The sequence below is a fragment of the Thiohalorhabdus sp. genome (assembly GCF_046545655.1).
Classification (GTDB): domain Bacteria; phylum Pseudomonadota; class Gammaproteobacteria; order Thiohalorhabdales; family Thiohalorhabdaceae; genus Thiohalorhabdus.
In genome coordinates this window covers 14,010-38,168 of the sequence record NZ_JBKGZG010000021.1, presented here as the reverse complement: position 1 = coordinate 38,168, position 24,159 = coordinate 14,010, and the positions used below count along the sequence as shown (strand labels likewise).

The following is a 24,159-nucleotide window of genomic DNA, read 5'->3' as shown; positions in this document are numbered from 1 at the left end:
GGAACAGGGGGTGCTGGCCGGCGTTGTCCAGGTTCACCGGCTCCTCCTCGCGGGCCACGAGGCCCACCAGCCCTTCTCCCGGACCCAGGCGCACCTGGCCCACCGACTCCGGGTTGAGGCCGTCGGTGGCCCGCAGCACCCAGCCGCCTTCCACCTCCGGGTCGGAGAGGTAGACGGTGCACACCTCCGTGCTCATGGCCCGACGCAGGCCGGAAACCAGAGTGTCCAGGGCCTGCTGGAGGTGGGGCGCGCGCCCCACCTCTTGGGTGATGCGGTGGAGGGTTCGGAGGACGTTACTCGGCTTCACGGCGTTCCTCGTCGGCGGCCCAGCGCGGGACCAGGTGGTGGTCCACCTCCAGGTGGTCCAGCACGCGCGCGACCACGAAATCCACCAGCGCCTCCACGGTGGTCGGCCGGTGGTAGAACCCCGGGTTGGCGGGCAGGATGGTCACTCCCATGCGCGCCAGCCGGGTCATGTTCTCCAAATGGATGAGGGACAGCGGGGTCTCCCGGTGCACCAGCACGAGCTGCCGGCGTTCCTTGATGGTGACGTCGGCGGCCCGCTCGATCAGGTTATCACTGGTGCCGTTGGCGATGGCGGCCACCGTGCCCGAGGTGCAGGGGCAGACCACCATGGCCCGGGGGGCGTTGGAGCCCGAGGCCACCGGCGCCGTCCACTGCTCGCGGCCATACACCCGCAGGGTGTCCGCGCCGCGGCCCAGGTGCGCCACCAGCGCCTCGCGCATGGCCTCGGGCTGGGCGGGCAGCTCCAGGTCCGTCTCCTGGCCCAGCACCACCTGGGCCGCCTTGGAGACGATCAGCTCCACACGCACGCCGGCCGCCAAGAGCTGCTCCAGGAGGCGCAGCCCGTAGGCGGCGCCGGAGGCGCCGGTCCAGGCCAGGGCGATGCGCTCCGCCCCGTGGGAAGACTCGGATGGCACTTACCCGCTCCGGCCGTCAGACACTGAAGTACTTGGCCTCGGGGTGGTGGCAGACGATGGCGGAGGTGGATTCCTCCGGATGCATCTGCTGCTCGTCGGCCATGGTGATGCCCAGCCGGTCCGCACCCAGGATCTCCAGCAGGGGGCGCTGGTCCTCCAGGTTGGGGCAGGCGGGATAGCCGAAGGAGTAGCGGGAGCCCCGGTAGCCCTGCTTGATCAGCGCCTGCGGGTCGCGGTCGTCCTCGCCGGCGAAGCCCAGCTCAGCGCGGATCTGCTTGTGTACCCACTCCGCCAGGGCCTCGGTGGTCTCTACGTTGAGGCCGTGCAGGTACAGGTAGTCGGTGTAGCGGTCTTCGTTGAACCACTCGCGGGCCACGTCGGAGGCGTGCTGGCCGACGGTCACCACCTGCAGGCCGATCACGTCCATCTCGCCGGAGTCCACCGAGCGGAAGAAGTCGGCGATGCAGAGGTGCTTCTTGCCGTCCTGCCGGGGCAGGGTGAAGCGCTGCAGCTCCTCGTTCCCCTCGGGATCCTTGTAGAGGATGATGTCGTTGCCTTCGCTCTGGCAGGGGAAGTACCCGTACACCGCCTGCGGGGTCTGGATCTGCTCCTGTTCCACCCGGGCGAGCATCTGGTTGAAGATGGGGTCCACCTCCTGCTTGGCCCACTGCCAGTACTCGTCCTTCTTGCGCCCCGCCTTTTTGAAGCCCCACTGGAACTGGTAGAGCATGGTCTTGTTGATGTAGGGAACCAGGGCGCGCACCGGGATGTGCTCCAGAACGCGGGTGCCCCAGAAGGGGGGCGTGGGAACGGGGTTATCCGTGGCGACGTCGGATCGGATCACTTGCTCGGTCATGGTCGTACCTGTTCTGGGCGCCGCGTACACGCCTTTCGTCCAACCCTAAACCACTATCAGGTCGTCGGGGAAATGGCAAAAGCCGCGTAGCGGGGCCGGGAAAACCGGGTATTTGGGTCGGGTTTTGTGCCTAAAAAAGGGGCCGCGCCGGGCGGCCCCTGACTGCGGGTGCGGAGCCGCCGGCTACTCGGCCTCTTCCTGCTCCGGCTGGGCGTTGCCCGTGAGCTGATCCATCAGCTGCAGACCGGCGAAGGCGTCCTTGGCGTACTCCACCACGCCGTCGCCGTAGGCCTCGGAGCAGTCCTGCTCCACGAAGCTGCGAGTCAGGGCGGCGCCGCCCAGGAGCACCGGGGTGGTGATGTCGCGGCTGCGCATCTCCTCCAGGTTCTCCTTCATGATCACCGTGGACTTCACCAGCAGGCCGGACATGCCGATGACGTCGGCCTTGTTCTCCTCGGCGGCCTCGATGATGGCTTCGCAGGGCTGCTTGATGCCGATGTTGACCACGTTGTAGCCGTTGTTGGTGAGGATGATGTCCACCAGGTTCTTGCCGATGTCGTGGACGTCGCCCTTCACGGTGGCGAGGACCATGGTGCCCTTCTCCTCGTCCTCCTTCTTCTCCATGAACTGCTCGAGGTGGGCCACGGCGGCCTTCATGGTCTCGGCAGCCTGGAGCACGAAGGGCAGCTGCATCTCGCCGGCGCCGAACAGGTCGCCCACCACCTTCATGCCGCCGAGCAGGTGCTGGTTGACGATCTCCAGCGGCTCGTACTTCTCCATGGCCTTGTCGAGGTCTTCCTCGATGCCGTCGCGGTCGCCGTCGACGATGCGCTCCTTGAGCACCTCCTCGATGGTCTCCGGCTTCTTCTTGGCCGGGCCGCCGGCGGCCTCCTTGTCCTTGAACAGCTCGATGAACTTGTGGAGGGGGTCGTAGCCTTCTTCGCGCCGGTCGAAGAGCAGGTCCTCGGCGACCTTGTACTCCTCCTCCTCGATCTTGTGCTTGGGCAGGATCGCGGAGGCGTGCATGATCGCCGCGGTGAGGCCCCGGGCCTGGGCGTGGTGCAGCATCACCGAGTTCAGCACTTGGCGGGCCGCCGGCTTCAGGCCGAAGGAGATGTTGGACAGGCCCAGCACGATCTGGACCTCCGGCATCTCCTTGGCGATGGCCTCGATGGCGTCCAGGGTGTTGATGGCGTGCTTGCGGTCCTCCTCGTTGCCCGTGCAGACCGTGAAGGTCAGCGGGTCGAACATGAGGTCGTGGGCGGGCAGGCCGTGCTGGTTCACCGCGAAGTCGTAGAGGCGGCGGGCGATCCGCATCTTGTCGTCGACTTCCTTGGCCATGCCGTCTTCGTCGATGGTCAGGGCGATCACCCCGGCGCCGTACTTCTTGGCGTAGCCGAGGACGGTGGCGGCCTTCTCCTCGCCTTCCTCGAAGTTGATGGAGTTGATCAGGGCCTTGCCGCCGTAGAGCTTGAGGGCCGCCTCGATCACCGGGGTCTCGGTGGAGTCGATCACCAGCGGGATGGTGACGTCGCCGCGGAAGCGGGAGATCACCTCGGTCATGTCGCGGATCTCGTCCCGGCCCACGTAGGCGGTGCAGACGTCGAGGGTGTGGGACCCTTCCTTCACCTGGTCCTTGGCGACGCGCACGATGCCGTTCCAGTCCTCCTCGTTGAGGAGCTCGCGGAAGCGCTTGGAGCCGTTGGCGTTGGTGCGCTCGCCGATGGCCATCACCGCGTTCTCCTGGCGGTACGGCACCTGGTTGTACAGGGAGGCGAGGGCCGGCTCGAGCTGCACGTCGCTGCGGTCCTTGGGGGCCTGGAAGCCGATCTTGTCGCGCAGCGCCTTCATGTGCTCCGGCGTGGTGCCGCAGCAGCCGCCGATGAGGTTGACGCCGTCTTCCTCAACGAACCGGGCCACCCAGTCGGCCATCTCCTCGGGCTGCAGGGGATAGGTGGTCTTGCCGTCCACCAGCATGGGCAGGCCGGCGTTGGGCAGCACGGAGAAGGGCTTGGGCCAGTTCTCGCCCAGCCACTTGACGTGCTCGGACATCTCCGCCGGGCCGGTGGCGCAGTTCATGCCCATCATGTCCACGTCCATGGCGTCCAGGATGGTGGCCGCGGCCTGGATCTCGGTGCCCACCAGCATGGTGCCCACGGTCTCGATGGTGACCTGGGAGATGATGGGCAGCTCTACGCCGGCCTCGCGCTGGGCGATGCGGATGCCGTTGATGGCCGCCTTGATCTGGAGCGGGTCCTGGGAGGTCTCGGTCAGGAACACGTCGACGCCCCCGTCGATCAGGCCTCGGGCCTGCTCGGCGTAGGAGTCCTCCAGGGTGTCATAGTCGGTGTGGTTGAGGCTGGGCAGCTTGGTGCCCGGACCCATGGAGCCCACCACGAAGCGCGGCCAGTCCTCGGTGGCGAACTCCGCGGCCACCTCGCGCGCCTGCTCGGTGGCGATGCGGTTCAGCTCGCGGGTGCGCTCGGTGAGGCCGAATTCGGCGAGCACCAGCTTGTTGGAGCCGAAGGTATTGGTCTCCACGGCGTCCGAGCCGGCCTCGAAGAAGGAGCGGTGGATGTCCTTCACCACGTCCGGGCGGGAATCGCAGAGGATCTCCGAGCAGTTCTCCAGGCCCAGGAAGTCCTTGTCGACATCGAGATCGTATTCCATCAGCGCAGTGCCCATCCCGCCATCCAGGATCAGCACCCGCTCTTTGAGTCGGTCCATGAAGCGGCTCATTTCCGGCTCCTCATTTGGCAGACAAGTAAAGGGGAGGAGTAGGAGCGGGGCGCAGGGGGCGACCCGGCCCCACGGGCCTTACAGTCCCAGGTTCTCCCAGATGCGCTTGGTGGCCTCGGCCTTGTTCAGGGTGTAGAAGTGGATGCCGGGGATGCCGTTGGCCAGCAGATCCTCCGCCTGCCGCGTGGCGATCTCGATCCCCAGCTCCTTCTGCGACTCGGTGTCGTCGCCGTAGTGCTCCATGCGCTTGCGGATCCACGCCGGGATGTCCGCCCCGCACATCTGCGAGAACCGGTCGATCTGCTTGAAGTTGGTGATGGGCATCAGGCCCACCTTGATCGGGATGTCCACGCCCATCTTCTGCACGTCGTCCACAAACTTGTAGTACGACAGGTTCGTGAAGAAGTACTGGGTGGTGGCCACGTCCGCGCCCGCCTTCACCTTGCGGACGAAGTTCTCCATGTCGGTGACCGGGTCCGGGGCCTCCGGGTGGAATTCGGGGTAGGCGCCCACCACCACCTCGAAGTTGGGGAACTCCTCCTTGATGAAGGCCACCAGCTCGTTGGCGTAGCGGAAGCCGCCCTCCTTGAAGGCCTCCTCGTCCTCCGGGATGTCGCCGCGCAGGGCGATGATCCGTTTGACCCCGGAGTCCTTGTAGCGCTGCAGGATCTCGCGGATGTCCTCCTGGCGCGAGCCGATGCAGGACAGGTGCGGGACGGCCTCCAGGCCGGCCTCCTTCTGGATCCAGTCCACGGTGTCGAAGGTGCGCTCGCGGGTGGAGCCGCCGGCGCCGAAGGTCACCGAGCAGTAGGCCGGATCCAGCGGCTTGAGCTCGTGGACCGCTTCCTGGAGCCGCTTCTCGCCCTCGTCATTCTTGGGCGGGAAAAACTCGAAGGAAAATTCGTAATTTTCCCGTTTGAAACCCATATTCGTATCCTCGCTTCGCGGTAGATGCCTGGCGGCCTCGCCGCTATCGAAAAATCCCCATTGGTGGGCCGCCCCAGCGGGGCGGCCTACGAATGGGGACGAGCCCCATTCGGGAGGAGGGCGGACCTCCTCCTACCGATGCCTACCGCCCCGCTTAGTAGCGGTAATGCTCCGGCTTGTACGGCCCCTCGACCGGGGTGCCGAGGTACTCGGACTGGTCCTTGGTCATCTCGGTCAGATGGCCGCCGAGGCCCTCCACGTGCACCCGCGCCACCTCCTCGTCGAGGTGCTTGGGCAGGACGTAGACCTTGTTCTCGTACTGGTCACCCTTGGTGAACAGCTCGATCTGGGCCAGGGTCTGGTCCGAGAAGCTGTTGGACATGACGAAGCTGGGGTGGCCGGTGGCGTTGCCCAGGTTCATCAGGCGGCCCTTGGACAGCAGGATGATGCGCTTGCCGTCGGGCCAGATCACGTGGTCCACCTGCGGCTTGATCTCGTCCCACTCGAGGTCGGAGAGGCCCGCCACGTCGATCTCGTTATCGAAGTGGCCGATGTTGGACACGATGGCGTTGTCCTTCATCTGGTCCATGTGGGCGCGGGTGATCACGTCCTTGTTGCCGGTGGCGGTGACGAAGATGTCGGCCTCGGGGGCCACCTCGTCCATGGTGCGCACCTCGAAGCCCTCCATCTGGGCCTGCAGGGCGCAGATGGGGTCGATCTCGGTGATGGCCACGCGGGCGCCCATGGCCTTCAGGGACTGGGCGGAACCCTTGCCGACGTCGCCGTAACCGGCCACCACGGCGTACTTGCCGGCCACCATGACGTCGGTGGCGCGCTTGAGCCCGTCGAGCAGGGACTCGCGGCAGCCGTAGAGGTTGTCGAACTTGGACTTGGTCACGGAGTCGTTGACGTTGATGGTCGGCGTCTTGAGCTGACCCTGCCTCTCCATGTGGTACAGGCGGTGCACACCGGTGGTGGTCTCCTCGGTGACGCCCCGGATCTGCTCGAGCAGCTCCGGATACTTCTCGTAGACCATGGCGGTGAGGTCGCCGCCGTCGTCCAGGATCATGTTGGGGGTCCAACCGTCCGGGCCGTGGATGGTCTGCTCGATGCACCACTCGTACTCTTCCTCGGTCTCGCCCTTCCAGGCGAACACCGGGGTGCCCTCGGCGGCGATGGCGGCGGCGGCGTCGTCCTGCGTGGAGAAGATGTTGCAGGAGCTCCAGCGCACCTCGGCGCCGAGGTGCTGCAGGGTCTCGATGAGCACGGCGGTCTGCACGGTCATGTGGATGCAGCCGGCGATCCGGGCGCCCTTGAGGGGCTGCTTGGCGCCCCATTCCTCGCGCAGCTTCATGAGACCGGGCATCTCGGTCTCGGCGATCTTGATCTGCTTGCGGCCCATACCGGCCAGGCCGATATCGGCAACCTTGTAGTCTTCAGCCATTCTCTAAAGCTCCTTCATATCGCGAAACGGAACCAGTGCCGGAATTCGCGAAGCAAAAATGGTCAATCTGTTAGAAAGCCCCGGCTAGACCGGGCCAGCCGGGGCCACCGCGGCTCCGGGACGCTTAAAGCCCGGCGTCGGCCTTGAGGCCCTCGGCCTTGTCGGTCTTCTCCCAGCCGAATTCCGGCTCCGGCCGGCCGAAGTGGCCGTTGGAGGCGGTCTTCTTGTAGATCGGGCGCAGCAGGTCGAGCATCTGTACGATGCCCTTCGGCCGCAGATCGAAGTGCTTCCGGATCAGCTGCTCGATCTTCTCCTCGTCGATCTTGGCGGTGCCGAAGGTCTCGACGTGGACGGACACCGGGTTGGCGATGCCGATGGCGTAGGCCACCTGCACCTCGCACATGTCGGCGAGGCCGGCCGCCACCACGTTCTTGGCCACGTAGCGGGCGGCGTAGGCGGCGGAACGGTCCACCTTCGTGGGGTCCTTGCCGGAGAAGGCGCCGCCGCCGTGACGGCCCATGCCGCCGTAGGTGTCGACGATGATCTTCCGGCCGGTGAGGCCGCAGTCGCCCACGGGGCCGCCGATCACGAACCGGCCGGTGGGGTTGATGAAGTACTTGGTGTCGTCGGAGAGCATGGAGGAGGGGATGATCGGCTTGATCATCTCTTCCATGACGGCCTCTTTGAGGTCGTCGTAGGAGACGCTCTCGTCGTGCTGGGTGGAGATCACCACGGCGTCGATGGCCTTGGGGGTGTTGCCCTCGTAGCGCACGGACACCTGGGACTTCACGTCAGGACGCAGCCAGGGAAGCTTGCCGTTGTTGCGCAGCACCTTCTGCTGCTCGGTGAGCTTATGGGCGTACTGGATGGGCATGGGCATGAGGTCTTCGGTCTCGTTGGTGGCGAAACCGAACATCAGGCCCTGGTCACCGGCGCCCTGGTCGAGGTCGAGGCCGCTGCCCTCGTCCACGCCCTGAGCGATGTCCTGGGACTGCTTGTCCAGGGAGATGAGCACGGCGCAGGTGTTGCCGTCGAAGCCCATGTCGCTGTCGTTGTAGCCGATGTCGGTGATGGTCTTGCGGACCACGTCGGTGTAGTCGACGTTGGCGCCGCTGGTGATCTCACCGGAGATGATGGCCATGCCGGTGTTCACCATGGTCTCGCAGGCCACACGGGACATGGGGTCCTGCTCGAGCAGGGCGTCCAGAATGGCGTCCGAGACGTTGTCGGCCACCTTGTCAGGATGGCCTTCTCCAACGGACTCGGAGGAGAAGAGATATTCGCGTGCCATACCCGAAATGCTCCTCGTGTTGCAGAAAGTTAAGGGTTGATGAAATCTTTGGCTGCGCCCGGCCCTGCCGGGGCGCAGGTGCTACAGGAAAAACTGTTCGCTCCGCCCGGCCCGGCTAGCCCTCAAACGGTACGCCGGCCGGGACGGAGCGGGTTGGGCCGGCTCAACCGCGCGGCTTGTAGGCGACCTGCTGGATGAAGTCCACCTCGTCGCGATCGTACGGCTTCTCGAAATCGCCGTAACGGACCACGTTGATGAAGCCGGCGTCTTCCAGCAGGTGGGAAACGTAGTCCTGGCGGAGCGGGTACATCTTGAGCTGGAACTTGGCGCCGTCGGGGAACACGTACTCGAAGCGGGCCAGGTAGCGGTTCAGCTCCGCGGGGTAAGCGTCCACGCCCTTGCCGGAATAGTAGTAGTTGTGCTTCGAGCTGTAGCCGTGCTCCAGCATGGAATCGTAGTTGCGGTGGTCGATGACCACCATGCCGCCGGGCTTCACCACCTTGAAGAACTCCTCCAGCGCATCCCGGCGCGCCTCGTGCTCGAACAGGTGGGTGAAGGAGTTGCCGAGGCAGATCACGGCGTCGTAGCTGTTCTCGCCCAGGTACTGGGAGGCCTTCACCCAATCCACCACCTTGGTGTCCTGGAGGGTCACGCCCATCTGCTTGGCGTTCTCCTCGGTCTTCCGGACCATGTTCTCGGAGCCGTCGGAGGCGGTCACCTTGAAGCCGTTCTTGGCCAGGGTGATGGCGTGGTAGCCGGTGCCGCAGGCCACGTCGGCCACGGTTTCGCAGTTGGAGGCCGCCAGGAGGCGCTCGTAAAAGCCGCCTTCGCCCTCCTCGCGCTTTTCCCAACCGACCAGGTCGTCCCAGTAGTCGGCGAAATCCGGGGTATACTGCTCATGCTCGAGCCCGGTGTTCTCGTTTCGAATCCCCATAGGAGAAACTCCTCCCTCGATGATAGACGGATATTGGCGAATTCAGGCGGCCGCTAGGGGCGAAGGGCGGGTTGGCGCAGTGCCCGGGCGTGGTCGCCCCGAGGGGCGGAACGGGTGCAGCGCGACCCGGCACCCCGGGGCGCACGAGCGGGAGCCGACTCACGAATGGCTTTCGCGATGGTGTGCGGAGGTAAGCACGACGGCCCGCGCGGGGCGGAGGTTCCACCGGCGCGGGCTCCGGAAGATGGTGCAGCCTGGAGCGGGACCAGCGGTCGGCGGCCAGGGATGTGTGCGAAGCACGAAGCGGTGTCAGGAAGCAAGAAGTCGCCTGCTCGGTTTGAACTGCACGGTATCCTATCACCAGATTCAAACATGACCAAACGCGCTTCCCCCGCCCGTGCGGGGAGTTGCGAGGAAAGGTGCGGCACTGCGCGAAATCAGCCGGCCTCCTGCTCGGCTCGCTCGGAGGGGGGGCGGGCCGATCATTGACAGCATCCTTGATCACCATACAATGTTTTCGCCGAGATGAAGTGAAAATTCGCGCGGCCCAGACGATCCCGATGGGAGAGACCCCGCCGTGGGCGGGGCGCCGAAGGGGAAACTCCTCCCGGAAGCTCTCAGGCAAAAGGACCATCGGGGGATGGGGCTCTGGAGAGACCTGGCCGTGGCTCCCGCGCGGGGCGCCGGCAGGGCACCGAAGGGGTAGCTTCGCTCCAAACTCCTTGATCGCCCTTCGCATGGGCAGGGATTTTGCAGCGAAGTGAACTCTCAGGTTTCCAGTACAGAGGGGAGGATGGCACGGGTGTGTCGTCCTCCCCTTTTTTATTGGGCGGATGACGGCCGATCCCGCGACAGGGGAGAAAGCCACGATGGACCAGCAGCCGATCAAGTTCCACGGCGGCAACGCCTCGCGCATGCCCTCGTGGATCCGATACGCCCTGGGCGACGCCCGGGATAGCAAGTACGGGGCCACGGCCCGGGCGGTGCACGGCAACCGCCTGGTGACCATCTGCGAGGAGGGCAACTGCCCCAACCGCGGGGAGTGCTGGAGCCGCGGCACCGCCACCTTCATGATCCTCGGCGAGACCTGCACCCGCGCCTGCGGCTTCTGCTCGGTGGCCACCGGCAAGCCCGGCGTGCCCGCCGACTACTCGGAGGCGGAGCGGGTGGCCGACGCCGCGGCGCAGATGGACCTGTCGTACGTGGTCCTCACTTCGGTGAACCGCGACGACCTGGACGACGGCGGCGCCGGCCTGTTCGCCGCCACCGTGCGGGCCTTGCGCGCGCGCAAGCCGGAGATGGGGGTGGAGCTGCTCACCCCCGATTTCCGCAAGGTGGTGGACCCCGCGGTGGCCACCATCGCGCCGGAGGCCCCCCTCGTCTGGGGCCACAACGTGGAGACCGTGCCGCGGCTCTACAAGCCGGTGCGCCCGGGCTCCGACTACGCCCGCTCCCTCTACGTCCTGGAGCGCGCCGCGGTCGTCGAGGGCGTGGAGGCCAAGTCCAGCCTCATGCTCGGCCTCGGCGAGACGGAGGCCGAGGTGCTTGCCGTCATGCGCGACCTGCGCGATGTGGGCGTGACCCGGCTGGCCCTGGGTCAGTACCTGCGGCCGGCCCGGGACAAGCTCCCCGTGCAGGAGTACATCCATCCCGACCGCTTCGCCGCCCTGGAGGAGGCGGGCCGGGAGATGGGCTTCTCCTGGATCAAGGCCGGCCCGCTGGTGCGGAGCTCCTACCACGCCGAAGAGGAGCAGGCCTAGCCGATTGGGCCAAGCCGCGCCGGATCGCGGAAGGCGCTGAAAAATATCCATGTAGGAGCCCGCTTTAGCGGGCGATTGCTCAAGTGAGCAAGGGAGCCTCGAAACGCCATCGTCCGCTAAAGCGGGCTCCTACAACGGATTAGCCTGATGCGGAGCCGCCGGTCAGCCGGGGGCGCGATGTACGCAACAAGGGAAGGCGACCATGGGGCTGAGAACGCCACTGTATGAGACCCACGTCTCCAGCGGGGCCAAGATGGTGCCCTTCGGGGACTGGGATATGCCGCTGCATTACGGCTCGCAGGTGGAGGAGCACCACGCGGTGCGCCAGGCCTGCGGCATCTTCGACGTCTCCCACATGCTGGTGGTGGACCTCACCGGGAGCGAGGCCCGGCCTTTCCTGCGCTGGCTGCTGGCCAACGATGTGGCCAAGCTGGACGATGGAGAAGGTCGGGCCCTCTACACCTGCATGTGCAAGCCCGACGGCGGGGTGATCGACGATCTGATCGTCTACGCCATGCGCGGGGACTGGTACCGCCTGGTGGTCAACTCCAGCCGCCGGGAGACCGACACCGACTGGATCCGGGCCCGCCGGGACGAGGCCTATCCCGGGGTGGAGCTCACCGAGCGCCACGACCTCTCCCTGCTCGCCGTGCAGGGGCCGCGCGCCGAGGAGATCCTGCCGCCCCTGCTGGGCTCGGCGGCAGCCGAGTCGGTGAACGCCCTCAAGGGCTTCCAGGCGGCGGTGGTGAGCACCGAGCTGGGCGAGCTGTTCGTCGGCAAGACCGGTTATACCGGGGAATCCGGCTACGAGATCGCCCTGCCCGACGCCGACACTGTAGCCTTCTGGAACGCCGTGGTGGAGGCGGGGGCCCGTCCGGCCGGCCTGGGTGCGCGGGATACCCTGCGCCTGGAGGCGGGTCTGAACCTGTATGGCAACGACATGGATGAGACCACCACCCCCCTGGAGGCGGGGCTGGCCTGGACCGTAGCCTGGGAGCCGGCGGACCGCGACTTCATCGGCCGCGCCGCCCTGGAGCGGCAGCGGGCGGAGGGCCCTGCCCGCAAGCTCATCGGCCTGGTCCTGGAGGGCAAGGGCGTGCTGCGCAGCCACCAGGAGGTCCACTTCGACGGCCTCGAGGAGGTGGGGGAGATCACCAGCGGTACCTTCTCCCCCACCCTGGAGCGTGGCATCGCCCTGGCCCGGGTCCCGGCGGCGGCCGCCGAGCCGGGCCGTCCGGCCAAGGTGGTGGTTCGCAGCCGCGAGCTGCCCGCCAAGCTGGTCCGGCCGCCGTTCGTGAAGGCCGGCCAGGCCAATTTCGAGATCTGACTGCAAATCCCCGCCGAACAAGCCCTGTACAAGGAGGGAACGCCATGGATGTCCGGGACGATCGCCGCTACACCAAGAGCCACGAATGGGTGAAGGAGGAAAGCGACGGCACGGTCTCCATCGGGATCACCGATTACGCCCAGGACCTGCTCTCCGACGTGGTGTTCGTGGAGCTGCCCGAGACCGGGAGCACCGTGGCCACCGGGGACGAGGTGGCGGTGGCGGAGTCCGTGAAGGCCGCCTCCGACATCTACGCCCCCATCTCCGGCGAGATCGTGGCCGTCAACGAGGACCTCGAGGACAGCCCCGAGAAGGTCAACGAGGAGCCCTTCGACGGCGGCTGGATCTTCCGCATGAAGCCCAGCGACCAGAGCGAGGTGGAGGCCCTCATGGGGCCCGAGGCCTACCGGGAGCTGTGCGAGTCCGAGGAGTAGCGCATGCCTTTCATTCCGCACACCGAGGCGGATGTCCGCGAGATGCTCGACACCATCGGGGTGGCGGGCATGGAGGAGCTGTTCGCGGAGATCCCCGAGAGCATCCGGGCCAAGCCGCTGGAGAAGGTGCCCGAGGGGCTCTCCGAGATGGAGCTCATGCGGCTGATGCGCGAGCGCGCCGCCCGGGACGAGGCGGGGCTGCGTACCTTCGTCGGCGCGGGGGCCTACGAGCACCACGTCCCCGCGGCCGTCTGGGAGCTGGCCACCCGCGGGGAGTACTACTCCGCCTACACGCCCTATCAGGCGGAGGCCAGCCAGGGCACCCTGCAGACCATCTACGAGTTCCAGACCATGGTGGCCGGCCTTACCGGCCTGGAGGCCGCCAACGCCAGCCTCTACGACGGCGGCACGGCCCTGGCCGAGGCCATCCTCATGGCGGTGCGCGCCCACAAGGGCAAGAGCCACAAGGTGCTGGTGCCCGAGACCGTGCATCCCTCCTACCGGCGGGTGGCGCACAGCTTCTGCGAGGCGCAGGGCATCACCCTGGAGACGGTGCCTTATGACGCGGCCACCGGCGTGGTGGATCCCGGCATCCTGTCCGGGGAGGCCAACGAGCACGCCGCCCTGGTGGTTCCCCAGCCCAACTTCTTCGGGCGGCTGGAGGACGCCGAGGCGCTGGCCTCCTGGGCCAAGGAGCGCGGCGCCCTGGTGATCGCGGTGGTCAACCCCATGTCCCTGGCCCTGCTGACGCCCCCGGGCGAATGGGGCGCGGACATCGCCGTGGGCGAGGGCCAGCCCCTTGGCCTGCCCATGTCCAGCGGCGGGCCCTACCTGGGCCTGATGGCCACCACCAAGAAGCTGGTGCGGCAGATGCCCGGGCGGTTGGTGGCGCGGACGGTGGACACCGACGGCAAGGAGGGCTTCGCCCTGACCCTGCAGGCCCGCGAGCAGCACATCCGCCGCGCCAAGGCCAAGTCCAACATCTGCACCAACCAGGGCCTGGCCATGACGGCGGCCACCATCTACATGGCCCTGGTGGGCGAGGAGGGCCTCAAGCAGGCGGCCGGGGTCAGCCACACCAACACCCGCAAGCTGGTGGACCGCCTCACCGCCATCGACGGCGTGGAGCGGCGCTTTGACGGGCCCTTCTTCCATGAGGCGGCCCTGCGCCTGCCCAAGCCGGCCGGCAAGGTGGTGGAGGCGTTGCAGGACCACGGCATCCTGGCCGGCTTCGACCTGGGCCGGGAGTACGACGGTCTGGACGACACCCTGCTGGTGTGCGCCACCGAGACCAAGACCGACGCCGACCTGGACGCCTTCGCCGAGGCGCTCAAGGAAGTGCTCTAAGGTAGGCGGAACGGATACCGCAGAGACGCGAAGAACGCAGAGGAAAACGGCCGGGAATTCGGCCGGAAGCGCAATCGAGAATGCGTTTGCCTTCCGCCGCCCCCTCTGCGCCTCTGCGGCCTCCCTGCCGCCGCAATGCACCTCGCCTGTCCGAGGTGCCCGAATCCCGATGAGGAAGCATCCATGCTGATCTTCGAGCATAGCCGCGAGGAGCGGACCAACCGGGCGCAGATGCCCCGCGGGGAGGTGGCCCTGGACGATCTGCCGGAGGGCCAGCGCCGCGGCTCCGGGCTCGGCCTGCCGCAGGCCAGCGAGATGGACGTGGTCCGCCACTACACCCGGCTGTCGCAGCAGAACTTCTCCATCGACACCCAGTTCTATCCCCTGGGGTCGTGCACCATGAAGTACAACCCGCGGGGCGCTAACGAGGCGGCCATGCTGCCGGGCTTCTTGAACCGCCATCCGGAGACGCCGGCCCGCTTCAGCCAGGGCATCTTCTCCGTGCTCTACGACCTGCAGGAGATGCTTGCCGACATCTGCGGCATGCATGCCGTTTCCCTGGCCCCCGCCGCCGGTGCCCAGGGCGAGTACGCCGGGGTGGCCATGATCCGGGCTTACCACGAGGCCCACGGCAACCACGACCGCGACGAGATCATCGTCCCCGACTCCGCCCACGGCACCAACCCGGCCACCGCCTCCATGGGCGGCTTCAAGACCGTGGAGATCGCCACCAAGCCCGACGGCGACATCGACCTGGAGAGCCTGGAGGGGGCCCTGTCCGAGCGCACCGCCGGGCTGATGATCACCAACCCCTCCACGCTCGGGCTGTTCGAGCGGGGCATCAAGGAGATCGCCGACAAGGTGCACGCGGCCGGCGGCCTGCTCTACTACGACGGCGCCAACCTCAACGCCATCCTCGGCAAGGTGCGGCCCGGGGAGATGGGCTTCGACGTCATGCACTTCAACCTGCACAAGACCTTCTCCACGCCGCACGGCGGCGGGGGGCCCGGTGCGGGTCCGGTGGGCGTCAGCGAGCGCCTGCTGCCCTTCGTCCCCGTGCCGCTGGTGGCCCAGGGCGAGGACGGCAGCTACTACCTGGAGTACGAGCAGCAGCGGCCGCAGACCATCGGCCGCATGACCGCCTTCCCCGCCAACGTCGGGGTGCTGCTACGCGCCTACGCCTACATCCGCATGGTGGGCCGGGAGGGCATGGAGCGCATCGCCGAGCACGCCGTGCTCAACTCCAACTACCTGATGGAGAAGCTGCGGCCCCACTACCAGGTGGCGTACCCCGAGCGCCGGGCCATGCACGAGTTTATCCTCACCCTGGAGGACCTCGCCAAGTCCGAGGCCCACGTGGCCGCCATGGATGTGGCCAAGCGCATGCTCGACTACGGGGTCCACGCCCCCACGGCCTACTTCCCGCTGTCGGTGCCCGAGTGCTTCCTGGTGGAGCCCACGGAGTCCGAGGCCAAGGAGACCCTGGACCACTTCGCCGAGGTGCTTGCCCGGGTCCGCAAGGAGGCGGAGGAAGAGCCCGAGGTGGTCAAGAACGCCCCCTACACCCTCCCCGTGAAGCGCCTCGACGACGTGCGCGCGGCCAAGGAGCTGGACCTGGCCTGGGACGGGGAGCGCAAGGCCGCCGGCTGACCGAATACCGAAAACCCCACGAAGGAGTAACCCATGAGCGCCCTGATCGCCGGATCCTTCGCGTTCGACAACATCCTGGTGTTTCACGACAAGTTCAAGAACCACATCCTGCCGGACAAGGTCCACATCCTGAACGTCGCCTTCCTGGTGCCAAGCATGCGCCGCGAGTTCGGCGGCACCGCCGGCAACATCGCCTACAACCTCAAGCTGCTCGGCGGCGACCCCATCGCCATGGGCGCGGTGGGCACCGACTTCGGCCCCTACGCCGAGTGGATGGACAAGCACGGCATCTCCCGCAAGTACGTGAAGGAGATCCCGGAGCACTTCACCGCCCAGGCCTTCATCACCACCGACGAGGACGACAACCAGATCACCGCCTTCCACCCGGGCGCCATGGGCGAGGCCCACCGCCAGAAGGTCACGGACGTCAGCGAGAAGGTGGAGTGGGGCATCGTCAGCCCGGACGGCAAGGACGCCATGGTGGAGCACTCCCAGCAGTTCAAGGAGGCGGGCATCCCGTTCATCTTTGACCCCGGTCAGGGCCTGCCCATGTTCTCCGGCGAGGAGCTGCTTGAGCGCGTGGACGAGGCGGAGATCCTGGCGGTGAACGACTACGAGTGGCAGATGGTGCAGGACAAGACCGGGCATACCGCCGAGGACCTATCCAAGCGCGTCTCCACCCTGATCGTTACCAAGGGCGGCGAGGGCTCCGAGATCTACACCCAGGACGGCATGGTCCACGTGCCCACTGCCAAGCCGAAGTCCATCGAGGACCCCACCGGCTGCGGCGACGCCTACCGCGCCGGCCTGCTGTTCGGCCTCACCAATGGCTTCGATTGGGAGACCACCGGCCGAATCGCGGCCACCATGGGGGCCTACAAAATCGAGTCCAAGGGCCCGCAGAACCACTCGTTCACCATCGACGAGTTCAAGGCCCGGATGGAGGAGAACTTCGGCAGCAGCTTCTAGGCCGAGGCGACTCCGAGCCGCAAGGCCCGCCCCGACAGGGGCGGGCTTTTTTGTGGGCGGTTAAAGGAAGGGGGGTCAGTAGCGGCGGCCGGCCCAGGCAATCCGCCCCAGGACCCGGAGGCCGGCGCGCTCCTCCCGGGACAGGGTGAGCTCGGGATAGACGGGGTTGTCGCAGGCCAGGCGCAGGGCGCCGTCCGGCAAGGGGACGGCGCGGCGGGGAACGGCGATCCCTTCCTGCTCGAAGAGGTAGAGGCCGGCGGCCTCCACCCGCGACGACCGGGCATCGGCCAGGACGAGGTCGTGCGGCTGGAGGGTGGGCGCCATGGCGTCGTCGGGGCATTCGGTGAGCAGCAGGGATTCGGGGTCCAGGCGCAGGGACTCCAGCCAGGCCCGTTGGAACCGCAGGGGCGCGGGCCCGTCGTCGAACCGGAAGGGGGCCATCCACTCCCGCTCGGCGGTATAGCCGCCGCTTCTGTCGCGGAGGCCCTCCGAGTCATGCCCCCCGCCCGGGGAGGAACCGTAGGCAAGCCATTCGAGGGAGACGCCTCCCGCATCCGCGAGGGCCGCCGCGGTGGCCAGAGAGGGGATGTTGTCCCCCCGAATGTACCGGAACAGCTGGCTCTCGCGGATCCCGGCCAGGGCGGCGAGGCGCCGCTTGCCGCCGATTCCGTCGGCGAGGGCGGCGATGCGCTCACCCAATCCGTACAGGGGCGGGGGGTTCCTGGGCGTATCTGGGGAGGACGGGCTCATTGCGCGGGGGTGTCTGTCGTATCCGGTTGGTTTTTGGTTTCGTTTTTGGTATGTTTCTGCCGTTTTTTCCGTCAACGCCTGCCGGATAGGAGCGGCATGGACTGGGATCCCGCGGACATCGTTGCGGCCCTGCACAAGGCCGGATGGTCGCTGCGGCGGCTGAGCTTCGCCCACGGCTATCGGTCGGATGCCCTGAAGCACGCCTTGAGGCGGCCCTATCCCCGGGCGGAGCGGATCATCGCCGAGGCGCTCGGCAGGGAGCCGCGGGAACTGTGGCCCAGCCGTCACGGGGGCGGGGATGCCGGCGGGCCGGCGGTGACGAACGGGCCCCCCTCCGGCCCTTGTCCCCATGGTGACAGCGGGCAGGATACCACCCCGGGGGAATGAGCCAATGCCAGGAGAGGAGCGCATCGCAAAGTGCGGGAACTGCCCCGCTTGCCGGGACCCCGGACCGCCGGAGGCGTGCCTGGAGGCCATCCTGGATGGGCTGGGGGCGGGCGGCCTGATCACGGACGGCCGGCGGGCCATCCATTGGGTAAGCGAGGCCCTGCAGGACTGGTGGGGTCTGGCCCCGGACCGCTGGCTGGGCCGGCCCGTGGAGGCCTTGGCGGACCACCCCGCCATCGGGCCCTGGGTCGGCCCCTTGCTGAGCGGCGCGGCTGGAACATCCGGGGACCCCGTCTATTGCGAGGTGGGCGGCAGCTGGTTCCGGGTGACGCGCACCCGGGCGCCGCTCCCCCGGCTGGAGGGCGACCTGCTGGCGGTGGTGGACCTCACCAGCGAAGGGCGCCGCCTGCGGCGGCTGGAGCGCGCCGCCGTCCGGGACGACCTGACCGGCCTTCCCAATCGCCGCGGCTTTCGGGAGCGGCTGGCGGCCGCGGTGAACGGCGCCCGTCGCCACGGCTTTCCCGTCAGCCTCGCCTACCTGGACCTGGACGATTTCAAGCGGGTTAACGACCGCCTGGGCCACGTCTCGGGGGACGCGGTGCTGCGGGCGATGGGGGAGACCCTGGGGCGGTTCGTGCGCCGCGAGGACACCGCCGCCCGCCTGGGCGGGGAGGAGTTCGCCATCCTGTTCGCCCACGCCGATCCGGAGGCGGCGATGGCCCGGGCGGAGCAGTTCCGCGATCGGCTCGTGCGGGCCGCCCTGCCCGGGCCCGAGGCGGCCTCCGACTCCGTACTGACGGTCAGCATCGGCGTGGCGGGGGGCGATCTGGCGGGGCTGGAGGGAACGGAGGAGGCCCTCGGCGAGCGACTCCTGGCGGCGGCGGACCGGGCCTTGTACGCGGCGAAGGCCGAAGGGAAGAACCGCGTCCGCCGGGGGGCGCTTCCGGGGGCGGAGGCCGGAGACGGCGACCGGTAGACCGGTTCCCCACCCGGCCGGTCAGACGTCCTCCTTCAGCTCCCCTTCCCAGGTGCAGTCGTCCCCGATCCACACCGCCGCCCCGCCGGCGATGTTGTAGACCTCCTCGAAGCCCATCTCCTGGAGGGTGGCGGTGGCCATGGCGCTTCGTCCACCGGACTTGCAATACAGCAGGATGGGACGCTCCCGGGCCCGGCAAAGCACGGGGTGGGGGTTCTTGTACTCGGGGTCGGCAGCGGATTCCAGGATGCCGCGGGGGACGTTGACCGCCCCGGGGATGTGGCCCATGGCGAACTCGTCCGGCTCCCGCACGTCGAGGATCAGGACGTCCTCCCGCTCCCCCAGCATCTCCTCGGCGCTGTCCGGGTCGATCTCCCGGATGCGGCCGCGCGCTTCGGTGACAAAATCCTTCAGGGCCTTGGCCATGGTCGTTCCTCGGTTGGACATGCGTGACTGGTCGGGCGGTGAATGGTACCGCAGAGACGGGGGAGGGCGCAGAGGCCGACAGCGGCGGCGAACCGACACCGCGTAACGGAGGAAAGGAAGGGCGGTTGGTTGGGTCTCCGTGCCCCCTGCGCCTCCGCGGTTAGCCGGCGGGAGGCTCCGGCCCCTCCGCCAGGGCCGCCTCGAAGGCCGAGCGCTCCGTGATGGGGGCGGAGCACTCGGTGCCGCGGCAGATGTAAGCGGTAACTTCGTTCCGGTTGGTGCGCTCCGCCAGGCCCTCCGGCAGCGCGGCGTCGTCGGGAATGCGGTAGACCCGGCGCCGGGGGTGGAGGCCCGCTTGCGCCGCTTGCTGCCATTCGGCGGCCGCGCCGTCTCCCCGGATGGTCACCAGGGTGGGCGGCTGGACGGCGTCCTCCAGGGCCGTGATCAGCGCCACGTAGGCCCCCGGATGGGCCTTCATCTCCGGCATGAATAGGCGCAAGGCCCGCTCCGCGGCGCCCAGGTAGCGCGGCTCCCCGAGCAGGTGGCCCAGCTCCAGCAGGCCCTGGGCTGCGGCGCCGTTGCCGGAGGGCAGGGACTGGTCGAGCCCCGGCTTGGGGCGGTGGATCAGGGCCTCGTGGTCGTGGGCCGTCATGAAGAAGCCGCCTTCGTCGGCGTCTTCGAAACGCTCCAGCAGGGCGTCGGCCAGCTCGCGGGCGAAGGCCAGGTCGTCGTCGCGCCAGCTCGCCTGGAGCAGCTCCAGGAGGCCGGTCAGCAGGAAGGCGTGGTCCTCCAGATAGCCCGGCTGGTGCGAAACGCCGTCCTTGTGCACGGCGAGCAGGCGATCCCCGTCCCACGGCCGCCCGCGGAGGAAGTCCACGGCGGCGCGGGCCAGGTCGGCGTAGCGGGCCTCGCCGGTGGCCCGGGCGGCGCGGGCGAGCCCGCCAATGAGCAGGCCGTTCCAGGCGGTGAGGACCTTTTCGTCGCGGCCGGGATAGGTCCGGTCCTGCCGGGCCGTGAACAGCCGCTCGCGGGCGTTGGCCAGGAGCTGGCGGGCTTCGGTCGGGTCCATCCCAAGCTCCGCGGCCGCCTCCTCCGGCTCGCGGACCCGCTTCAGGTGGTTTTTGCCCTCGAAGTTGCCGGCCCGGCACAGACCGTAGACGCGGGTGGCCACCGCCAGCTCCGCCTCCTCCAGGAGCCCGGATACCTCCTCGTAGTCCCAGAGGTAGTAGCCCCCCTCCACCCCCTCGCTGTCGGCGTCCAGGGTGGCGTAGAAGGCCCCTTCGGGATGGCGCATCTCCCGATCCAGCCAGCCCACCGTCTCGCCGATGGCCTCGGCGTAGCGCGGTTCCCCGGTGCGGGCGTGGGCGTCGGCCAGCACGCCGAGGAGCCGGGCGTTGTCGTAGAGCATCTTCTCGAAGTGGGGGATGGTCCAGTCGGCGTCCACGCAGTAGCGGAAGAACCCGCCGCCCAGGTGGTCGTAGAGGCCGCTGTCCACCATGGCCCGCAGGCTGTGCCGGGCCATCTCCCCCGCCGGGGCGTCGCCGTCCAGGGCCTCCCGCCGCAGGCAGAAGGCCACCTCTCCGGCGTGGGGGAACTTGGGGTGCCCGCCCCAGCCGCCGTGCCGGGCGTCGTAGTCGCCGTCCAGGTCGCCGCGGAGCCGGTCCACCACTTGGCCGTCGAGGGGCTCCGCCCCGGCGGGGGCGATCCGGTCGAGGCCCTCCACCACCGCCTCGCCGTTCCGCGCGACGGCCTCGCCGTTGTCGCGGTAGGCTTCCGCCACCTTCTCCAGCACCTCGCCGAAGCCCGGCATGCCGTACCGGGGCTCCGGAGGGAAGTAGGTGGCGATGAAGAAGGGCCGCTGGTCGGGGGTCAGGAAGGCGGTAAGCGGCCACCCACCGCCCCGGCCGTTCATGAGCTGGTGGGCGAGCTGGTAGATCTGATCCAGGTCGGGGCGCTCCTCGCGGTCCACCTTGATGGGCACGAACAGGCGGTTCATGCGCTCCGCCAGCCCGGGGTCCTCGAAGGACTCATGGGCCATGACGTGGCACCAATGGCAGGCGGAGTAGCCGATGGAGAGCAGGATCGGCCGGTCCAGGTCCCGCGCCAGCCGCAGGGCGGCCCCGTCCCAGGGCTGCCAGGCCACCGGGTTATCGGCGTGCTGCTGCAGGTAGGGGCTGGAGCAGGCCCCGAGGCGGTTCTCGGTGAGCACGTCGCCGGCCATGGCCGCCTCCTGCGCTGCGGGTGGTGGGAGGTAAAATCTACCAAAATGGTCGGGTTTCTGGGAAGGCGGCACCCTCCGTCGGGCACCGGCAGGCGGGGGCCGTGCGAACCGCGGCGGGTCAGCCGATCCAGACGCTCTGGACGTTGGTGAACTCGCGGATGCCCTGCTGGCCGAGCTCGCGGCCGTAGCCGGAGGCCTTGATCCCGCCGAAGGGCAGGCGGGGGTCGCTTTTCACCATGCCGTTGACGAACACGCACCCCACCTCCAGCCGCTGGCCCACGGCCTCGGCGCGCTCCCGGTCCGCGGACCACACGGCGCCGCCCAGCCCGTAGCGGCTGCGATTGGCCAGGGCCACCGCCGCCTCCTCGGTGGCCACGCGGAAGACCGGGGCCACCGGGCCAAAGGTCTCCTCGTCGGCCACGGGCATGCCCTCGGCGACCCCGTCGAGGAGGGTGACCGGGTAGTAGTACCCCTTGCCGGGGGGCATCTCGCCGCCCATCAGCAGGTGGGCACCGGCCTGGACGCTGTCCCGGACCTGCCGGTGCAGGGTGTCGCGCAGATCGTGGCGGGCCTGGGGACCGATGTCCGTCTCGGGGTCGGTGGGATCGCCCAGGTCCAGCTTTTCCAGGTGCGCCCGGAAGCGGTCCAGGAAATCGTCGGCCACCCGCTCGGCGACGATGAAGCGCTTGGCGGCGATGCAGCTCTGGCCGCTGTTGATGTTGCGGGCGGTGGCCGCCACCCGCGCGGCCTCGTCCAGGTCGGCATCCTCTAGCACCAGGAAGGGGTCGGAGCCGCCCAGCTCCAGGACGGTCTTCTTGATGGCCGCCCCGGCGGTGGCGGCCACCTTGCGCCCCGCCGTCTCGCTGCCGGTGAGGGTGACGGCCCGCACCCGGGGATCGTTGATGACCGCCTCCACTCGCCCGGAGCCGATGGCCAGGTTCTGGAAGGTGCCCCGGGGCAGGCCGGCCTCCGCCAGGATCCCCTCGATGGCGGCTGCGCAGGCGGGAACGTTGGAGGCGTGCTTGAGCAGCACCGCGTTGCCCGCGATCAGGGTGGGGGCGGCGGCACGGAACACCTGCCAGAAAGGGAAGTTCCAGGGCATCACCGCCAGGACCGGACCCAGCGGGGCGTAGCGGACGTAGCTGCGGCTGGCGTCCGTGTCGATGGGCTCCGAGGCCAGGAAGCGCTCGCCCTGCTCGGCGTAGTAATCGCACACCCAGGCGCATTTCTCCACCTCGCCCCGCGCCTCCTTGATGGGCTTGCCCATCTCGCGGGTAATGAGCTCGGCGTACTCCTCCGTGTTCTGGCGAAGCAGGGCGGCGGCGCCTTGCAGCACCTTGCGCCGTTGGGAGAAGGTGGTGGCGGCCCAGGTGAAGAAGCCCTCCCGGCTGGCCTCTAGGGCCGTCTCCAGCTGCTGGTCCGTGAGCTCCTCGAAGACCTCCAGGACTTCCCCGGTGGCCGGATTGATCGATTCCATCACCATGGTTGCCGCTCCTGCTGTGTAGGATTGCGGGGCGGAGGGCGGCGCCCGCCGAGCCTCCTTGACGGGAGGCAGGCCCCATTTGAGAATAAACTCCCTTCAAGCAAGGGATAAAGGGCCCCGTTTCCGCGCGGGTGACGGGGCCTTCCCTATGCCCTCCCGAAGGGCTCCAGGCTGACGGACGGGGCCCGACCACAGTTTTAAGCATAGAAAGCCTGGGGAGAAACGGATGAGCATCAAGCGGGTCTGTGTGCTGGGCGGCAGTGGGTTCGTGGGCCGCCACGTGGTCCACCGTCTCCACAAACACGGCTATGAGGCCCGGGTGGTCACCCGCGATATCGCCCGCCACCAGGACATGCGGGTCATGCCCGGCGTGGAGGTGGTGGCGGGCAATCCCCTGCGCCCGGCCGACCTGGACCGGCACTTCCGGGACGTGGACGCCGTCATCAACCTCGTGGGCATCCTGGCCGAGAAGCGGCCCGGGCGCAGGGACTATCCCCCGGAGCGGCGCGGCGATTTCCACGCCACCCACGTGGAGCTGCCCCGCATGGTGGCCAAGGCCGCCAAGCGGGCCGGGATCCGCCGGGTGCTGCACATGAGCGCCAACGGGGCCGACCCCCTGGCCCCCAGCCAGTACCAGCGCTCCAAGGGCCTGGGCGCCCGGATCATGCGGGAGGCCGGCGAGCGCAGCGAAGACCTGCCGGAATCTTGGCTGAACGGCCCCAAGATCACCCGCGGCGAGGGCCTGGACGTCACCATCTTCGAGCCGAGCATCATCTTCGGGGAGGGCGACAGCTTCTTTACCCGCTTCGCCAAGCTGGTGCGGCGGACGCCGCTCGTGTTCCCCCTGCCCAAGGGGGAGACCCGCTTCGCCCCGGTCTGGGTGGAGGATGTGGCCGAGGCCTACGCCAAGGCCCTCGGCGACCCGCGCACCCACGGGCAGACCTACCAGCTGTGCGGGCCCCACGAGTACGCCTTCGCCGACCTCATCCGCTTCATCGCCGAACTGGAGGGCGTCAACCGGCGGGTGTGGTCCATGCCGGACTGGCTGGCCTGGGTGCAGGCCGCCTTCCTGGAGCGGGTTCCCGGGAAGCCCCTGACCCGGGACCAGCTCCTGAGCCTTGGCGAGGACAACGTCTGCGACGGGCCCTTCCCGGAGATCTTCGGGATCGACCCACAGCCCGTGGAGGCGGTGGTACCCACCTACATCGGTGGCCGGAACCGCTCCATGGACGATCTGTACAAATATCGCGCCGCCGCCCGGCGGGATCAGTGAGCCCGCGCCCGTCTGGGGAGGGAT

At 68.4% G+C, this 24,159-nt stretch carries 21 protein-coding genes and 1 riboswitch; of the genes, 9 read left to right on the top strand and 12 right to left on the bottom strand.

The features are described 5' to 3' along the window. The 8 genes from ACLFRB_RS06460 to ACLFRB_RS06425 form a co-directional block, all read right to left on the bottom strand. Window positions 1-307: GAF domain-containing protein (locus tag ACLFRB_RS06460; RefSeq protein ID WP_411068187.1), on the bottom strand; the 307-nt coding region annotated here is incomplete at its 3' end. Further along, the gene (locus ACLFRB_RS06455) at window positions 294-941 is read right to left on the bottom strand and encodes a flavin prenyltransferase UbiX (protein ID WP_411068186.1); all 648 of its coding nucleotides are present in this window, start codon (window positions 939-941) and stop codon (window positions 294-296) included. The genes ACLFRB_RS06455 and ACLFRB_RS06460, both read right to left, overlap by 14 nt. A 16-nt stretch (window positions 942-957) precedes the next feature. Beyond that, window positions 958-1,797, bottom strand: coding sequence for a vitamin B12 dependent-methionine synthase activation domain-containing protein (locus ACLFRB_RS06450; RefSeq protein ID WP_411068185.1), 840 nt, complete (start codon window positions 1,795-1,797; stop codon window positions 958-960). A 183-nt stretch (window positions 1,798-1,980) separates the two neighbouring features. Next, on the bottom strand, window positions 1,981-4,536 hold the full coding sequence (metH, locus tag ACLFRB_RS06445; RefSeq protein ID WP_411068184.1) for a methionine synthase: 2,556 nt from the start codon (window positions 4,534-4,536) through the stop codon (window positions 1,981-1,983). Window positions 4,537-4,614: 78 nt separating this feature from the next. After that, the gene (gene metF / locus ACLFRB_RS06440) at window positions 4,615-5,463 is read right to left on the bottom strand and encodes a methylenetetrahydrofolate reductase [NAD(P)H] (RefSeq protein ID WP_411068183.1); all 849 of its coding nucleotides are present in this window, start codon (window positions 5,461-5,463) and stop codon (window positions 4,615-4,617) included. A gap of 154 nt (window positions 5,464-5,617) precedes the next feature. Then, window positions 5,618-6,907 carry an adenosylhomocysteinase gene (ahcY, locus tag ACLFRB_RS06435; protein ID WP_411068182.1) on the bottom strand — a complete coding sequence of 430 codons (1,290 nt, stop codon included), beginning with the start codon at window positions 6,905-6,907 and terminating at the stop codon, window positions 5,618-5,620. 124 nt (window positions 6,908-7,031) lie between these two features. Beyond that, on the bottom strand, window positions 7,032-8,198 hold the full coding sequence (gene metK / locus ACLFRB_RS06430) for a methionine adenosyltransferase (RefSeq protein ID WP_411068181.1): 1,167 nt from the start codon (window positions 8,196-8,198) through the stop codon (window positions 7,032-7,034). A gap of 163 nt (window positions 8,199-8,361) precedes the next feature. Next, window positions 8,362-9,132 carry a class I SAM-dependent methyltransferase gene (locus ACLFRB_RS06425; protein WP_411068180.1) on the bottom strand — a complete coding sequence of 257 codons (771 nt, stop codon included), beginning with the start codon at window positions 9,130-9,132 and terminating at the stop codon, window positions 8,362-8,364. A 551-nt stretch (window positions 9,133-9,683) separates the two neighbouring features. Further along, window positions 9,684-9,775, top strand: a riboswitch (glycine riboswitch). 226 nt (window positions 9,776-10,001) lie between these two features. Between ACLFRB_RS06425 and lipA the strand changes: the two genes are divergently transcribed. From lipA to ACLFRB_RS06395, 6 genes are all read left to right on the top strand, one after another. After that, window positions 10,002-10,892 carry a lipoyl synthase gene (lipA, locus tag ACLFRB_RS06420; protein WP_411068179.1) on the top strand — a complete coding sequence of 297 codons (891 nt, stop codon included), beginning with the start codon at window positions 10,002-10,004 and terminating at the stop codon, window positions 10,890-10,892. 202 nt (window positions 10,893-11,094) lie between these two features. Next, entirely contained in the window at window positions 11,095-12,219 is a 1,125-nt protein-coding gene (gcvT, locus tag ACLFRB_RS06415; RefSeq protein ID WP_411068178.1) for a glycine cleavage system aminomethyltransferase GcvT, read from the top strand. A gap of 44 nt (window positions 12,220-12,263) precedes the next feature. Further along, on the top strand, window positions 12,264-12,653 hold the full coding sequence (gene gcvH, locus ACLFRB_RS06410) for a glycine cleavage system protein GcvH (RefSeq protein ID WP_411068177.1): 390 nt from the start codon (window positions 12,264-12,266) through the stop codon (window positions 12,651-12,653). 3 nt (window positions 12,654-12,656) lie between these two features. Next, a complete protein-coding gene (gene gcvPA, locus ACLFRB_RS06405; protein ID WP_411068176.1) occupies window positions 12,657-14,000 on the top strand; it encodes an aminomethyl-transferring glycine dehydrogenase subunit GcvPA in 1,344 nt (447 codons plus the stop codon). A 183-nt stretch (window positions 14,001-14,183) separates the two neighbouring features. Next, entirely contained in the window at window positions 14,184-15,650 is a 1,467-nt protein-coding gene (gene gcvPB, locus ACLFRB_RS06400; RefSeq protein ID WP_411068175.1) for an aminomethyl-transferring glycine dehydrogenase subunit GcvPB, read from the top strand. 33 nt (window positions 15,651-15,683) lie between these two features. After that, window positions 15,684-16,619, top strand: coding sequence for a carbohydrate kinase family protein (locus tag ACLFRB_RS06395; protein ID WP_411068174.1), 936 nt, complete (start codon window positions 15,684-15,686; stop codon window positions 16,617-16,619). 75 nt (window positions 16,620-16,694) lie between these two features. Here ACLFRB_RS06395 and ACLFRB_RS06390 read toward each other — a convergent pair whose 3' ends face one another. After that, complete coding sequence (locus tag ACLFRB_RS06390) at window positions 16,695-17,318, bottom strand: helix-turn-helix transcriptional regulator (RefSeq protein WP_411068173.1); 624 nt, start codon at window positions 17,316-17,318, stop codon at window positions 16,695-16,697. Between the two features lie 147 nt (window positions 17,319-17,465). Between ACLFRB_RS06390 and ACLFRB_RS06385 the strand changes: the two genes are divergently transcribed. Further along, window positions 17,466-17,756, top strand: a complete 291-nt coding sequence (locus ACLFRB_RS06385) for a helix-turn-helix domain-containing protein (protein ID WP_411068172.1) — start codon at window positions 17,466-17,468, stop codon at window positions 17,754-17,756. A 4-nt stretch (window positions 17,757-17,760) separates the two neighbouring features. After that, complete coding sequence (locus ACLFRB_RS06380; protein WP_411068171.1) at window positions 17,761-18,732, top strand: GGDEF domain-containing protein; 972 nt, start codon at window positions 17,761-17,763, stop codon at window positions 18,730-18,732. Between the two features lie 21 nt (window positions 18,733-18,753). Here the strand turns inward: ACLFRB_RS06380 and ACLFRB_RS06375 are convergent, their stop codons facing one another. The 3 genes from ACLFRB_RS06375 to ACLFRB_RS06365 all read right to left on the bottom strand — a co-directional run bounded on the left by ACLFRB_RS06375 (window position 18,754) and on the right by ACLFRB_RS06365 (window position 22,856). Beyond that, window positions 18,754-19,158: a rhodanese-like domain-containing protein gene (locus ACLFRB_RS06375; protein WP_411068170.1), complete on the bottom strand. Its 405-nt coding sequence runs from the start codon at window positions 19,156-19,158 to the stop codon at window positions 18,754-18,756. Window positions 19,159-19,318: 160 nt separating this feature from the next. Further along, on the bottom strand, window positions 19,319-21,379 hold the full coding sequence (locus tag ACLFRB_RS06370) for a thioredoxin domain-containing protein (protein WP_411068169.1): 2,061 nt from the start codon (window positions 21,377-21,379) through the stop codon (window positions 19,319-19,321). 118 nt (window positions 21,380-21,497) lie between these two features. Beyond that, window positions 21,498-22,856 carry an NAD-dependent succinate-semialdehyde dehydrogenase gene (locus ACLFRB_RS06365; RefSeq protein ID WP_411068189.1) on the bottom strand — a complete coding sequence of 453 codons (1,359 nt, stop codon included), beginning with the start codon at window positions 22,854-22,856 and terminating at the stop codon, window positions 21,498-21,500. 232 nt (window positions 22,857-23,088) lie between these two features. On the opposite strand from ACLFRB_RS06365, the gene ACLFRB_RS06360 reads away from it, so the two are divergent. After that, window positions 23,089-24,135, top strand: coding sequence for a complex I NDUFA9 subunit family protein (locus tag ACLFRB_RS06360; RefSeq protein ID WP_411068168.1), 1,047 nt, complete (start codon window positions 23,089-23,091; stop codon window positions 24,133-24,135). Window positions 24,136-24,159: the final 24 nt, after the last annotated feature.